General features: G+C 61.2%; 11 protein-coding genes. 3 read left to right on the top strand and 8 right to left on the bottom strand.

Annotated elements, in window-relative coordinates; all coding sequences use genetic code 11:
- Nucleotides 1-10: 10 nt before the first annotated feature.
- Nucleotides 11-352: an L-rhamnose mutarotase gene (locus M1E02_RS04485; RefSeq protein ID WP_479378061.1), complete on the bottom strand. Its 342-nt coding sequence runs from the start codon at nucleotides 350-352 to the stop codon at nucleotides 11-13.
- Between the two features lie 181 nt (nucleotides 353-533).
- On the opposite strand from M1E02_RS04485, the gene M1E02_RS04480 reads away from it, so the two are divergent.
- Entirely contained in the window at nucleotides 534-1,571 is a 1,038-nt protein-coding gene (locus M1E02_RS04480; RefSeq protein ID WP_479376956.1) for a LacI family DNA-binding transcriptional regulator, read from the top strand.
- Here M1E02_RS04480 and M1E02_RS04475 read toward each other — a convergent pair.
- Both M1E02_RS04475 and M1E02_RS04470 read right to left on the bottom strand, forming a co-directional pair.
- Nucleotides 1,566-2,453, bottom strand: coding sequence for a glycosyltransferase family 2 protein (locus M1E02_RS04475; protein WP_479376955.1), 888 nt, complete (start codon nucleotides 2,451-2,453; stop codon nucleotides 1,566-1,568). The genes M1E02_RS04480 and M1E02_RS04475 overlap by 6 nt on opposite strands.
- A 189-nt stretch (nucleotides 2,454-2,642) precedes the next feature.
- A complete protein-coding gene (locus M1E02_RS04470; RefSeq protein ID WP_479376954.1) occupies nucleotides 2,643-3,383 on the bottom strand; it encodes a rhamnogalacturonan acetylesterase in 741 nt (246 codons plus the stop codon).
- A gap of 375 nt (nucleotides 3,384-3,758) precedes the next feature.
- On the opposite strand from M1E02_RS04470, the gene M1E02_RS04465 reads away from it, so the two are divergent.
- Entirely contained in the window at nucleotides 3,759-5,843 is a 2,085-nt protein-coding gene (locus M1E02_RS04465) for a DUF6807 family protein (RefSeq protein ID WP_479376953.1), read from the top strand.
- A 100-nt stretch (nucleotides 5,844-5,943) separates the two neighbouring features.
- On the opposite strand, the gene M1E02_RS04460 is transcribed toward M1E02_RS04465, so the two are convergent.
- From M1E02_RS04460 to M1E02_RS04440, 5 genes are all read right to left on the bottom strand, one after another.
- Nucleotides 5,944-7,212, bottom strand: coding sequence for an MFS transporter (locus M1E02_RS04460; protein WP_479376952.1), 1,269 nt, complete (start codon nucleotides 7,210-7,212; stop codon nucleotides 5,944-5,946).
- 71 nt (nucleotides 7,213-7,283) lie between these two features.
- Nucleotides 7,284-7,901, bottom strand: coding sequence for a Poxvirus protein I5 (locus tag M1E02_RS04455; RefSeq protein ID WP_479376951.1), 618 nt, complete (start codon nucleotides 7,899-7,901; stop codon nucleotides 7,284-7,286).
- 27 nt (nucleotides 7,902-7,928) lie between these two features.
- On the bottom strand, nucleotides 7,929-8,846 hold the full coding sequence (locus M1E02_RS04450) for a carbohydrate ABC transporter permease (RefSeq protein ID WP_479376950.1): 918 nt from the start codon (nucleotides 8,844-8,846) through the stop codon (nucleotides 7,929-7,931).
- Complete coding sequence (locus M1E02_RS04445; protein WP_479376949.1) at nucleotides 8,843-9,796, bottom strand: carbohydrate ABC transporter permease; 954 nt, start codon at nucleotides 9,794-9,796, stop codon at nucleotides 8,843-8,845. Before M1E02_RS04445 ends, M1E02_RS04450 begins: the two co-directional genes overlap by 4 nt.
- A gap of 47 nt (nucleotides 9,797-9,843) precedes the next feature.
- The gene (locus M1E02_RS04440; protein WP_479376948.1) at nucleotides 9,844-11,127 is read right to left on the bottom strand and encodes an ABC transporter substrate-binding protein; all 1,284 of its coding nucleotides are present in this window, start codon (nucleotides 11,125-11,127) and stop codon (nucleotides 9,844-9,846) included.
- Nucleotides 11,128-11,310: 183 nt separating this feature from the next.
- Here M1E02_RS04440 and M1E02_RS04435 point away from each other — a divergent pair, with 183 nt between their 5' ends.
- Nucleotides 11,311-13,431: a beta-galactosidase gene (locus M1E02_RS04435; RefSeq protein ID WP_479376947.1), complete on the top strand. Its 2,121-nt coding sequence runs from the start codon at nucleotides 11,311-11,313 to the stop codon at nucleotides 13,429-13,431.
- Nucleotides 13,432-13,446 lie beyond the last annotated feature (15 nt).

The following is a 13,446-nucleotide window of genomic DNA, read 5'->3' as shown; positions in this document are numbered from 1 at the left end:
TGGAGCGTGGTTAGTGGGTATCCAGGGCAGCCAGCTGGCTGTCCAGGTTGAAGACTTCCTCGAGAATCTGGAATCCCTCGTCGGGACGCTGCTCGGAGTCTTCGAAGAGAAGGGCCATCTCGGCTTGCCAGCGGCTGTTGACTTCGGTCACCGCCATCCGGGCTTTCACTTGGTCAAAGCCATCGCATTCCAGGTAGCCGATCAGGAGCCCGTCGGCGCCCAGGAACAGGGAATAGTTGTGCCATCCTGCCTCCTTGAGCGCCCGGAGCATGTCCGGCCAAACCGCAGCATGCCGCCGCCGGTACTCATCGATGAGTCCGGGCTGCACTGAAGAGCGGAAGCACACTCGCATTTGCATCTCTCCTGAAGACCTGCTGAATCAATGTGAAAAACACGATCAGTTGAATCGTTTCATTGTTACGATTCAACGTACTCTTGAAGTCGAGCAGGTGTCAAGCAATTGCCCACAAGCGAACGTATCTTCCTATGGTGCGTCCACTTTTGGCGGCAGTAAGCAGAAGGACTGGGAGAAAATGAATCGGACGGCCAGCATCAAGGATGTTGCGAATCAGGCGGGTGTCGCCGTCGGCACGGTTTCCAACGTCTTGAACTACCCGGACCGTGTTTCCGAGCGAACCAAGGAACGCGTCCTCAAGGCCATCGATGATCTTGGCTTCGTGCGCAATGATGCGGCACGCCAGCTCCGGGCCGGCCACAGCAGAACCATCGGACTCATCGTGCTTGACGTCGGAAACCCCTTCTTCACTTCCGTGGTCCGTGCGGCCGAGGACGCCGCCGCGCTCCAGGGCAGCGCAGTCCTCCTCGGCGACAGCGGTCACAACGAGAGCCGTGAGTCCAACTACATTGATCTCTTTCAGGAACAGCGGGTGCAGGGACTGCTGATCTCGCCGGTGGGAGATGTGACCGCTCGGCTGAACGTCCTCCGGGAACGCGGAGTGCCCACCGTTCTGGTGGACCGGCTGGCCGACGACGCCATGTTCAGTTCGGTCTCAGTGGACGACGACGAGGGCGGTTACCTCGCAGCGCGGCACCTGCTTGACATAGGCCGCCGTCGGCTGGCCTTCGTGGGTGGTCCGTTGTCCATTCATCAGGTGGCCGACCGCCTCCGTGGCGCCCAGAGGGCAGTGAAGGAAGAGGCGGACGCCACCCTTGAGGTCCTGGATTCAGAGGGACAGTCCGTCCTGGCAGGCAGAGACATCGGGAACCGCCTGGTGGAGCGACCTGCGAAGAATCTCCCCGACGGGATTTTTTGCGCCAACGATCTCTTGGCCCTCGGCGTTATGCAGTCACTGACGATGATGCACACACTTCGCATTCCGGAGGATATTGCTTTGATCGGCTACGACGACATCGATTTTTCGGTCTCGGCCGTGGTTCCGTTGTCGTCCATCCGCCAGCCCACCGAAGCCATCGGAAGGACTGCCATCGAACTTCTGACCGAAGAGCTGGAATCACAGCAGGTCAGGCACCGGGCTGTTGTCTTCACTCCCGAACTTGTTGTCCGGCAGAGCACACGCGGCGCAGAAGCAGCCTTGGAGGCATCCCTATAGATCCTGCCGGTAGTTTCCACTGGCTGCCCCAAGAACCGCTTGATAAGCCTCCACACTCCGGTCACTGACTGTGGTAGGCGATTCCAGATGGACGGCACCTGACGGCAGGATGCCGGCGCCGCCATGGGTTTCCATCACCTGCCACTGCGCAAGCACGTCTTCGCCACAGTGCTCAGGGGGCAGTTGTGGCCAGAAACTGAACCCTCCGGCCTCATTCAGGGCCTCACGCCGATACATGGTGCACCCTCCAACCCATGCCACCCGGTAGGGAACCCACTGCCCGGGCTCCAGGCCGAGTTGGGCGCTCAGATGGCTTAGGTTGGCCGCGCTGTGAAGCGGCCACCGCTCAAATCCCGGGGCGTCCGGTCTGATTTTCTCCGGGATAACAGGACCATCCCAGGCAGTGAAAGAGGCCATCTGTTCAGGCCGCTTGTCGTTGAGGAACGACAAGCCCTGGGGTGCCATGCCAACAAAACCGCACTCCAGCCGGTCCAGGGCGTCACTCATTCTCTCCAGCGCGCCGGGTTCCAGCCAGACGTCGTCGTCAAGGAACAGCACCTTCTCTGCACCTGATTGCTCCAACAGGAACTGCCGATGCTCGGCCAGCCCCAACCTGGGCAAATGGCGGATCAGGGAAGTTGGTCTGCCTTGTGCCTCCAGCAGCCGGATCATGGCTGCCGCTGCAGGATGTTCCCAGCCAGGTTCGGCCGACGATTGATCGCTGAGGATGACGTGAAAGGGCGGGTCAGCCTGGCCGGCCAGGCCGGACAAGGTAACGGCAAGCTCGGCGGGCCTGTTACAGGTGGGAATCAGTACGTCCAGATCGGCGTCCTCAGCGGAGCGGGCGGCCCCCGCCCATTGTGCTGACGATCGTCGGCTCATACCCCGACCTCCCAAAAAATGCGGACCACTGATTGCAGACCACCGGTTACGGACAAACGGATTTTGCGGAGTGGGAGCGCCTCAGCCGGAGCGGCGGCGCTTTCCGCTAAAGGCTCCTTACCCAGCAGGCCGGGGTCTCACACAGCCGTGTTAGCTCCCCACGGCGTGTCTTGCTTGGCGTGTCGGCACTCAGCCGATTGCCGCCGTCGTCCGTTCCCTCGAAGAGGTGCGTTCCCTGGAAGAGGTGCGTTCGCTGGAAGTCGTGCGTTCATCGGCACCGAAACCGGCGTGTGCCAGCCAGCCCGCAACGTGCCCGGCGATCAGCCTGGCTCCTTCCTCGCGGAAGTGGGTATTGTCCGCCAATCCAACCGGCCAGTAGGCATGCTCCCCCGGCTCAAAATGGCAGAAGAGCTCCCTTGACCTGTCCACACCCAGCCGTAGATAAAGCTCACGGGTCCAGCTGTTGAGGTCAATCAGAGGCACCTGCAGTTCGGCCGCCAGTTCCCGCACCACTTCCGGATAGTCCTCGAGGCTCTCTTCAAGTTCCAGGACTTTTCCGCTTCCGCCAAGGAAGTGCCGCCGCTCAACCGAGGTACAGAGGACGGGCGTGGCGTCCAGGGAGCGGACCTCCGCAATCATGGCGCGAAGGTTTGCCGCATAACCCGTGCGGGCGGCCAGATGGTGACGTTTCTGATCGTTGTGCCCGAACTGGATCAGGACCAGGCAGCCCTCCCCTGCTTCCTGGAGCAAAGCGGCCCATAATCCTTCTTCGCGAAAAGACTCAGTGCTGGCACCGCCCCTGGCGTAGTTGTACACGGCTGCCCAGCCATAAACCTCTGCGGCGAGATGGGCTCCCCAGCCGCTCATCGGGTACTCGTACGTGGGGCAACTGGCGACAGTGGAGTCGCCGGCCAACAGGATCTTCATCATGCAGCTTTCTCGTAAATGTGGGAGACGGGCTTCCTGCCGAGACCCTGCAGCCTCCACCCTCTCCAACGTTGCAAAAGTGCGGAACAGCCGCTGGACGCTCGGTTCAGTAAACGGTTTCTCAAAAACTTAGACCCTTGCCCTTTCCTTGGTCAAGGGCGGACCGCGAATCGTTAAACGATCGGCGTAAGTGGAGTAAACTGCTGATATGGCGCCTTGGAAAGCGCTTGCCGCGTTAGTGTGGAGTAGTGAAAGCCGCCAGGTGGCAACAACGAAAGCCGTATTTACAGACCCTGCAAAACCACGCGGCCAGCGGCCCAAGCGTTAACAGCGTCCGCCTACGCGAGCAGGAAAAGACATCTGACTATGAGGAGAGCCATGGCCCCGTCCGCTCCCGATCCCGCAATCCCACGGCCCCTTGCCCAGTCCCAAGGCGCCCCGGATGCCGAGGTCTCCGCCGCCTCCCCTGGAATGGAGAAGGTTAGCGCCGGCCCCCTGCGGGTGGCCCTCGTAGGTGTCCATGGCTTTGGCAGCCATCACCTGAGGAATCTCAAGAGGCTCCAGGAGAAGGACTTGGTCAGCCTGGTAGCCGTGGCAGATCCGAACCAGCCTGCGGAAGGCGCCCTTCCTGCTGAGACGGCCGTCTTCGCCAATCTTGACGACCTGCTTGAGGGCACGCCCGCCCTGGACTTGGTGATTGTGGCAACTCCCATTCAGACTCACGCCGCGCTTGCCTTGGCCGCTCTTACTGCTGCAGATCTTTATCTGGAGAAGCCGCCGGTTGCCTCCCTGGCTGACTTCCAGCGGCTGCAAACCGCCGCCGAATCGGCAGGACGCAGCGTTCAAATCGGATTCCAGAGCCTTGGTTCACACGCCCTTGAAGCAATCCGCGATCTCGTTGCTCAGGGCGAGATCGGTGATCTGCTGGGGATTACGGCAACGGGGCGCTGGGTCCGGGACCGCGCCTACTACAAGCGTTCCCGCTGGGCAGGAAAGCGCAGCATCGACGGCATTGATGTTGTTGACGGCGTGGCAACTAATCCGCTGGCGCATGCGATCGCCACGGCGTTGAGGATTGCTGACGCCCGTCGGTTTGACGACCTTGTCTCTGTGGAAACTGATCTTTACCGGGCGAACGACATCGAATCCGACGACACGTCAGTAATCCGCCTCCGCACTATTACCGGGATCCCTATCACTTGCGCGCTGACACTGTGCGCCGAGGAATCAGTGGAGCCGTACATCAGCCTGCAAGGGTCCGAAGGCTCAGTTGTTTTCCACTACACCGAGGACCGCCTCGACGTCCTGACTTCCCACGGGGAGCGGCGGGAAATCTTTGGCAGGGACGACCTCACTGAAAATCTCCTGGAACACCTGACTGAGGGCGGTCCGCTGATCAGCCCCTTGGCCGACAGCGGTGCTTTCATGCGCGTCCTTGAGGCGATCCGGACGGCGGAACCTCCAACCCGGATCGGCGATGAATTCATCGTCTGGGAGGGTGAAGGCGAGGCCGCACACGCGGTGGTAACGCGCATCGAAGATGCCCTGGACCGGGCCACTGCAGCCCATGCCACCTTCAGCGAGCTCGCTCTTCCGTGGGCCAGGCCCCTGCCCGGGGAACCGGCTGAGGTATTGACCGTGGAAGACCAGAAACAGTACGACGGCGGCCCTGTGGCTTCCCTTCGCACTGGCACCACCCTTGCCGCCCGACTCTCCCCCAGGCCCTACCTGCATCCGGTGCGGACCCTGGCTGGAGTGGTGGTGACTGACCACCTCCCGTCGGACCACCCTTGGCATCTGGGACTAGGTATTGCCCTCCAGGACGTCAATGGCACCAATTTCTGGGGCGGCAAGACCTATACCCGCAGCGCCCGCCGCTATGAGGAGCGGGATGATCACGGCACCATCTTCCAGACCGGAAGCACCGTGGCCCCTGGCCGCCTGGAACAGGAACTGAGCTGGCGCGCACCTGACGGTGCAGAGCTCCTGCGGGAGCACCGAAACACCAAGGCGGCGCAGGTTGACCATCGCACGTGGCGATTCGACCTTGAAACGGAACTAACCGCCGTCGCCCCCGCATCGCTGGGTGGGCCAGGGTCCAATGGAGCGGCAGGCAGTGGCTATGGAGGATTCTTCTGGCGGCTTCCACTCTGCACCAACGTTCACGTCTTCACGGCCGAGCAATCCGGAGAGTCCATGGTCCACGGTTCGGTGTCGCCCTGGCTCTCGTGGACGGCAGATTTTGCCGATGGACCGGCGAGCCTTGTTTTCGCGGCTCCGCCTCAGTCCCAGGATCCTTGGTTCGTCCGTGCCGCCGATTACCCCGGTGTCGGCTCAGCCCTGGCCTGGGAACGTCCCGTGGAACTGGCAGCGGGCCAGGCCGTTACCCGGACCTTTACCGTCTGGATCAGCGATGGCAGGCTGAATGCTGCCGAGGCCGCCGCCTTAACGGCCCAACTCTGACGCGTCCTAATCCGGACGCGTCCTAATCCGGACGCGTCCTAATCGGGAGGCGTCTTAAGTGGGACGTGTCTTGATAGGAACGCGTCTACAGCAGGAAGTCTTATGCAGCCGGTACGGACTGATTCCGGCGTCGCGAGTTCCGCCACATCAGCAGTCCGACGACGGCGGCAGACAGCATCCCAAGGGCACCCGTAGCCACGAGTCCTTCCCGGACACCGAACTGCTCGGTCAGCCAGCCTGCCAGGAGGCCGCCAAAAGCGTGGCCGCCGAGCAACAAGGGCAGGTATAAGGCCATCACTCTCCCCCGAACCTCCGGCCCGGCCTCCAGTTGCACTGTGGTGGCTGCGATGGTGAGGAAGAGCAAGGTCATGAACCCCACAATCACCAACATGGCAACGAACCACTCCTGGCTCGGCATCAGCGCAGCAATGAGTTGAGAGAGCCCGAACAGCGCGGCTGATGCTACAAGTCCCGGCCGCCCCAACGATCCCAATCGGCCCGCCAGAAGTGCTCCGGCCAAGGCACCCACCGCGCTGAAGGTATTGAACAAGCCGAAGCCCTGGGCTCCGCTGTGCCAGATGGTGTCGGCAAAGGCCGCGAGCACCACAGGCCCGTTCATCCCGAAGGCCCCCATTAGACCGGAGAGCAGGATAACGAGCAGCAGGGCGGGCCGCTGCTGAACATACCGGAAGCCTGCCAGGACCTGGCCCCGGCCCCTCATAGGGGTTGGGCTGGCATGGAGTTGAGAGGTTCGGATCCCCGTGACCAGGCAAATAACCGCAAGGCAAATCACAGAGTTGGAGGCGAAGGCAGCGGCCACGCCGGCTTTGGCGATCACCACCCCGGCCAGGGCGGGCCCCACCATCGCGCCCAATTGGTGGATGGCACTGTTGAGTCCGATGGCAGGCCGGAGTGCATCATCTCCCACCACTTCGCTGACGAATACCTGGCGTGCAGGGCCTTCCACGGCTGAGGTCATCCCCAAGGCCACGCAGCAGGCATAAACGGCCCAGACGGTAATGGACCCGCTGGCGTTCAGGACTGCGAGCGTCATGGCCAACGCCGCAGCGATGGACTGGCATACCAAAAGGATGCGCCGTTTGGGGAAGAGATCCACCAGGATCCCGCTCAGCGGTCCCACCACAAGCATGGGCAGGAACTGCAGCGCTACAGCAACCCCAACTGCGGCCGGGCTTCCGGTGAGCTGAAGCACCAGCCAGTCCTGGGCAAGCCGCTGCATCCACACTCCCGTACTTCCAAGGAACTGGAGCGAGACGAACAAACGGTAGTTGCGTAAGCGGAGAGGCGTGTACCAGCGCACAACCCCGGGGGAATCAGCTTGGGCGGATTTTTGGCGTTCTGAAGACACTTTGCTCGCTGAGGGGTGAGAACAGAGGGCCCGGAAGAGGGCCTGTTGGTTTTGGCTACTTTTGGCTGTGGCTACTTGCGTCCTGCGCGGATCTTCACAGCGGCCGCTGCCAGGACCAAAGCCCCGGGGACCACCACAAAAAGAGCCACGAGCATCCATACGAACACAACGCACATAAACAGGGCTGCCACCAGGAGCAACGATCCGCTGAAATCACGGAGCGAAACAACCTTCGCCTCGGCCAATGAAAGCCGCCAGTCGTGGTGCGTTGACCAGGCTGCCGCAATCCTCAGCAGGAAGACTGCAGCCGCGGTGGCCAGTACCAGCGTGGCGGGCAGGACAACCGTCCGGCCCGGCAGCTGTCCAACGGTTGCCAGCAGCAGATTGAGGACGACGACGACGGCCCCCACCGCCGTCGTCGTTCCCAGTTTCCAGCTGCCGGGCAGCGCCGAACGGAAGGTACGCCAGAGGGCGCGGACGGAGTCATCCGTTCCGTAAAGGTGCCGTTCGAGATGGGAGATTCCCGCGGCGTAGGCGGCGGGAATGGTCACCAGCGGAAGGGAAAGGACCAGGACCAGGGCGCCGGTGAGGAGCGCTTCGGCGAAGAGCGCAAAGCGATTGACCGGAATGGGATCTTCGTGGGGAAGATCGTTCCCCTGCCTTGGTCCGGTGCTTTCCATGGTGCTCATCCTAGATCTCCCAGCCCTTGAATTCCGTCAGCCCTTGAGGCCCTGGGTAGAGACGCCTTCAACGATGTACCGCTGGAACACCAGGAAGAACACCAGCACTGGGAGCAGCGCCAGGACGGACATGGCAATCATCGCGCCATAGTCCGAGCTCTGCGTCTGATCCACGAAGAGCCGCAGTGCCAGCGGCAGTGGGTATTTCTCCGGGGTGTTGAGGTACAACAGGGGACCCAGGAAGTCGTTCCAGCTCCAGATGAAGGAGAAGATCGACGTCGAAATCAACGCGGGTTTCATGAGCGGAAGCATGATCGAACCGAAGATCCTGGCATGCCCGGCGCCGTCGATCCTTGCTGCTTCGTCGAGTTCCGTCGGGAGGTTCCGCATGAACTGGACCATCAGGAAGACGAAGAAAGCATCAGCGGCAAGGAACTTGCCAACCAGCAACGGGATGTAGGTGTCCACGAGGCCAAGCTGATTGAAGATGATGTACTGCGGAATGATCACCACGTGGAATGGCAGGAGAAGGGTGGCGATCATCATCCCGAAGAACATGCTGCGGCCGGGAAACTTGATTCTGGCGAACGCGTAGGCCGAGACACTGGCGGACAGAATGGTTCCCACCACGGCCCCGAGGGCCAAAATCAACGAATTGGTGAAGAACGTCATGGTGGATACCCCACCGATGCCCTCCATTGCAGTCACAAAGTTGTCGAAGCTGAAGTTATCTGACCACAGCGACGTATTCGAACCGCCGATCTCTGCATTCGGCTTGAAGGACGAAGCCATCATCCACAGTGCCGGGTAGAGCACCACTGCCGTCAGCGCAAGTGCCACGATGTGGAAAATGACGCTCTTGAGCCGCTTGGCGCCTGCGGTTTCGGACTTGGGGTTGTAGTGCGGCGCCTGTGTGTCCGCTGCAGACGTTGTTGGGGTTGCCATGGTCGTCATTTCGAATCACCGCTGTAGTGGACCCAGGACTTGGACGTGCGGAAGAAAATCAGGGTAATGATGCCAACAACGATCACCAGGAGCCACGCCATCGCTGACGCATAGCCCATCCGGAAGTCGCTGAAGCCCCGCAGGTACAGGTAAAGAGTGTAGAAAAGAGTGGAGCCTGCCGGACCGCCTTCACCATTCGAGATGATGTACGCGGCGTTGAAGATCTGGAAAGCATGGATGGTTTCCATAAGCAGGTTGAAGAAGATCACCGGGGAGAGCATGGGCCAGGTGATGTTGAAGAACTTCCGGATAGGGCCCGCCCCATCCATTGATGCAGCCTCGTAGAGTTCGCCCGGAATCTGCTTCAGACCGGCCAGGAAGATCACCATCGGTGCGCCGAACTGCCAGACGGTCAGCAGGATGAACATCGGCATGGTCATGGACGGATTGCCCACCCAGCCGCCGAGGTTGATGCCAAAGAAGGACAGGCTTTGATCAACCGGCCCCGAATCGCCAAACATTGCCTTCCAGACGATGGCAATCGACACGCTGGCCCCGATCAGTGACGGCGCGTAGAAAGCGGAACGGTAGAACCCCTGGCCTTTGCGCTTGCTGTTGAGGAGCATGGCGACCGCGAGTGCGGCCGCCAACTTGATCGGCGTACCGAAGACCACGTAGTTGACTGTCACACCCACCGACTGCAGGAACCGTTCGTCCTGGAACAGCGTCATGTAGTTGTCCAGCCCGATCCACTTGGGTGGTTCGAACAGGTTGTAGTTGGTGAAGGACAGGTATAGCGATGAGATCATCGGGCCTACGGTGAGGGCGATGAATCCCAACAGCCAGGGCAGCAGGAAAGTGTAGCCGGCGCGGGTATCCGCCCCCCGCCGCCGCGATTTGCGCGGCAGCGGGAGATCGGACGACGTCGAACGCCTGCTCAGGGTTGGGCTTTGAGTCACGAATTCATTCCGTCAGTTGTGAAGCCTGATTGGGACATTCTGCCTGATCAGGCGTTCTGCTTGATGAGGTCTTCGGCTTCCTTGAACCATGCGTCGGCTGCGCCGTTTACGTCCAGCTTGCCAAAGTTCAGGTCCGCGCTGATTCGCTTGAAGGAAGCCTCGAGGGTGCCGAAGCCAACAATGGGGGGCTCGGGAGCGTCCTTGAGGTACTTCTCAATGGACTTCTCGTAGTCAACAACCAGCTTGTCGGTGCCCTCGAATGTAGTGCCGTCGCGCTGGGTCTTCGAGGCAGGAACGCCGCGGGAGGTTTTGAAGATCTGGCCGACCTCGGGATCGTTGACCATGAAATCGATGAAGCGAGCGGCTGCATCCTTGTTTTTGGTCTTGGCGCTGGCAACCATGAGCATGGACGGCTTCAGGAACAGGCCCAGATTGTTGGGATCGTCGGAGGGGACAGGCACGAGCTTGAGCTCCTTGGCGCCACTGTCCCCAAGGTACCCGGCCATGAAGTTGTCCCAGGTGACCTCCGAGGCGGTCGCATTTGAGCCAAACGCCGACTTCGGCGCGAGCTGCGTTACGCGCTCTTCAGGGATGATGGCCGGAGTGCCGCGCAGGTCACCAACCTTGTCCCACCATTCCTTCAGATCGTCCTTGCTGAAACCGAGCTTGCCATCCTCGGTGAAGGCTTCGATGTTCTGCTGGCGAAGCCAGATGTTGAACATCCACCACACAGATGTGTAGTCGCTGGAACCGAAGAGTGCACCGCCGCTCTTGGTGCCCACCTCGGTGAGGAAGGCGTTGTATTCGTCATAGGTCCAGGAGCCGTCCGGCTCTGCAATGCCGAGGGAGGCCAGCTTGGCGGGGTCGTAGTAGACAGCGAAGGCGTTGGTGCTGGTGGGGATACCGAAAGTCTTGCCCTTGATCTGGCCCGAGGGCAGCAGTGACTTGTCGAATGCCGAGGTGTCAATCTTCACGGTGCTGAGGTCCAGGAGCTGGTTACGCTGGCCGTAGTCGCGCAGGTAGGAGAGGTCCCACTGCATAACATCGGGGAGGCCGCCGCCTGCAGCTTCGGTGGCACGCTTCTGCCAGTAACCGGCAAAGTCGGTGAAGTTGCCGTTGACCTTGATATCCGGGTTCTTGGATTCGAAGAGAGCGATTGCCTTGCGGGTGCGCTCGGCGCGGTCATCGTTGCCCCACCAGGTGTAGTTGATGGTGACGGGGTTCTCAGCAGAGCCTGTCTGCGCGGGCGATGGCTGGCCACAGGCTGCCAGGACGGCGGCAGACGCTGTGCCCAGCGCTACCGTGGTGAGGAAATTCCTTCTGTTGATCATGAGAGCCTCCTTGCTCGATTTGGGTCAGCATGTGTTCGGGTGGTCCCTACAACGGAAGTAGTGAGCTGGCTAACATGCTTTCTGAAACGATACAATATCGGTTATCGCCCAGTTGGGCAAGCGTTTTCCAAAAGATCGAATTTGGTAGTTCCGCTTCTGGCACCACTGACAAAGGAGTCCCCCATGTCCCGCAAGGAATCCCTCCCGCCCACAGCTCCCTGGAGCCATTTGGACGGCATCGCCTACGGTGGCGACTACAACCCGGAGCAGTGGCCGGTGGACGTTCGGGTTGAGGACCTGGACCTCATGAAAGAAGCGGGTGTGACTTTCCTGAGCGTCGGGATTTTTTCGTGGGCCACGCTGGAACCGCGCGAAGGCGAGTACGACTTCAAGTGGCTGGACGAGGTACTGGACAATCTTTCGGCTGCCGGGATCAAGGTAGCCCTGGCTACGGCCACCGCCGCTCCCCCGCCCTGGCTGGTGCACAAGCACCCGGAAATCCTTCCTGTTACCGCCGAGGGAACGGTGCTGGGTCCCGGCTCCCGACGGCACTACTCGCCGTCGTCGGCCGTTTACCGGCGCTACGCGACCGGAATGACGCGAGTGCTTGCGGAGCGGTACAAGGAGCACCCGGCGTTGGCCTTGTGGCACGTGGATAACGAACTTGGTTGCCATGTTTCAGAGTTCTATGGTGACGAGGATGCTGCCGCGTTCCGCCGCTGGCTGGAACGGCGCTACCGAACGATCGAAGCTTTGAACCGTGCGTGGGGCACAGCTTTCTGGTCTCAAAATTATGCTTCATTTGAGGAAATTTTGCCTCCGCGGGTAGCGCCGTTCACTCTAAATCCCGGGCAGCAGTTGGACTTCAAACGCTTCAGCTCCTGGGCGTTGATGGACTTTTATCGTTCCTTGGTTGCCGTTCTGCGTGAGGTCACCCCGCAAATCCCCGCCACCACCAATCTGATGGCCACCAGCGCCACCAAGTCCCTTGATTACTTCGATTGGGCGCAGGACCTGGACGTCATTGCCAACGACCACTACCTGGTGGCAGCGGATCCGGAATCACACGTGGAGCTCGCCTTCAGCGCCGACCTCACGCGCGGAATCGCGGGTGGTGACCCGTGGATCCTCATGGAACACTCGACGTCGGCGGTCAACTGGCAACCACGCAACCGGCCAAAGCTGCCCGGCGAGATGCTGCGTAACTCGCTGGCCCATGTGGCACGTGGAGCGGATGCTGTGATGTTCTTCCAGTGGCGGCAAAGCTACGCAGGGTCCGAAAAGTTCCACTCCGCCATGGTCCCCCACGGCGGCCGGGACACCCGGGTCTGGCGGGAAGTGGTGGATCTTGGCTCTACCCTCAAGCGTTTGGCTCCGGTCCGCGGTTCACGGGTTGAATCCCGGGTGGCCATCGTTTTCGACTACGAAGCGTGGTGGGCCTCCGAACTGGATTCCCACCCCAGCCAGGACGTGAACTATCTGGACCTCCTGCGCAGCTTCCACAGGTCCCTGTTCCTGCGCGGCGTTGCCGTGGATTTTGTGCATCCTTCCGCGTCCCTCGATGGCTACGACCTGGTTCTTGTCTGCACGCTTTACAACGTTTCGGATGAGTTCGCGGACAATATTGCGGCCGCTGCACGCGGTGGCGCAACGGTACTTGTCAGTTATTTCAGCGGGATAGTTGACGAGCATGACCACGTCCGGTTGGGCGGCTACCCAGGCGCTTTCCGTGACCTCCTGGGAATCACGGTTGAGGAATTCCACCCGCTGCTGGCCGGTGAACAGCTGAAGCTCAGCGACGGTGGGACGGCTTCGGTTTGGAGCGAGCACGTTCATGTTGTCGTTGACGTTGAGGACGGTGGCGGCGGCGCCGCGGGCGGGGATGGGGCCCCTGGCTGCCACGGGGTCGGTGCCGCGGGCGGGGACGGGGCCGCGGGCGGGGACGGGGCCGCGGAGGTGCTGGCGACGTTCTCCGAGTATCCCTTGGAAGGTGTTCCGGCCCTGACACGACGCGAAGTTGGCACTGGAACCGCTTGGTATCTCGCCACATTCCCGGAGCCTGACAGCCTCGAGGCCCTGGTGGAAAGGCTGTTGACCGAATCCGGGGTTTCCTCCGTGGCAGCCTCAGATGCCGGCGTGGAACTAACCCGCCGCCGCAATGAGGATGGCAGGAGTTTTGTCTTCGCGATCAATCATTCGAGGATGAATGCCTCGGTTTCAGTTTCCGGAGTAGATCTGGTTTCGGGCACGCGTTTCAGCGGAACTGTAGCAGCGGGCGCCGTGGCAGTGGTCGCAGAAGACTAGGCCGTTCTTTTGGGC

The organism is Arthrobacter sp. Z5-13 (assembly GCF_056499105.1).
This window is presented reverse-complemented; position numbering and strand designations above follow the sequence as displayed.

What these genes read in the sequence shown, in the direction of transcription:
- M1E02_RS04475 (WP_479376955.1), bottom strand. Translation starts at nt 2,453, where the DNA reads ATGAGCCGACGATCGTCAGCACAATGGGCGGGGGCCGCCCGCTCCGCT.
- M1E02_RS04480 (WP_479376956.1), top strand. Translation starts at nt 534, where the DNA reads ATGAATCGGACGGCCAGCATCAAGGATGTTGCGAATCAGGCGGGTGTC.
- M1E02_RS04470 (WP_479376954.1), bottom strand. Translation starts at nt 3,383, where the DNA reads ATGATGAAGATCCTGTTGGCCGGCGACTCCACTGTCGCCAGTTGCCCC.
- M1E02_RS04485 (WP_479378061.1), bottom strand. Translation starts at nt 352, where the DNA reads ATGCGAGTGTGCTTCCGCTCTTCAGTGCAGCCCGGACTCATCGATGAG.
- M1E02_RS04465 (WP_479376953.1), top strand. Translation starts at nt 3,759, where the DNA reads ATGGCCCCGTCCGCTCCCGATCCCGCAATCCCACGGCCCCTTGCCCAG.
- M1E02_RS04450 (WP_479376950.1), bottom strand. Translation starts at nt 8,846, where the DNA reads ATGACGACCATGGCAACCCCAACAACGTCTGCAGCGGACACACAGGCG.
- M1E02_RS04435 (WP_479376947.1), top strand. Translation starts at nt 11,311, where the DNA reads ATGTCCCGCAAGGAATCCCTCCCGCCCACAGCTCCCTGGAGCCATTTG.
- M1E02_RS04440 (WP_479376948.1), bottom strand. Translation starts at nt 11,127, where the DNA reads ATGATCAACAGAAGGAATTTCCTCACCACGGTAGCGCTGGGCACAGCG.
- M1E02_RS04455 (WP_479376951.1), bottom strand. Translation starts at nt 7,901, where the DNA reads ATGAGCACCATGGAAAGCACCGGACCAAGGCAGGGGAACGATCTTCCC.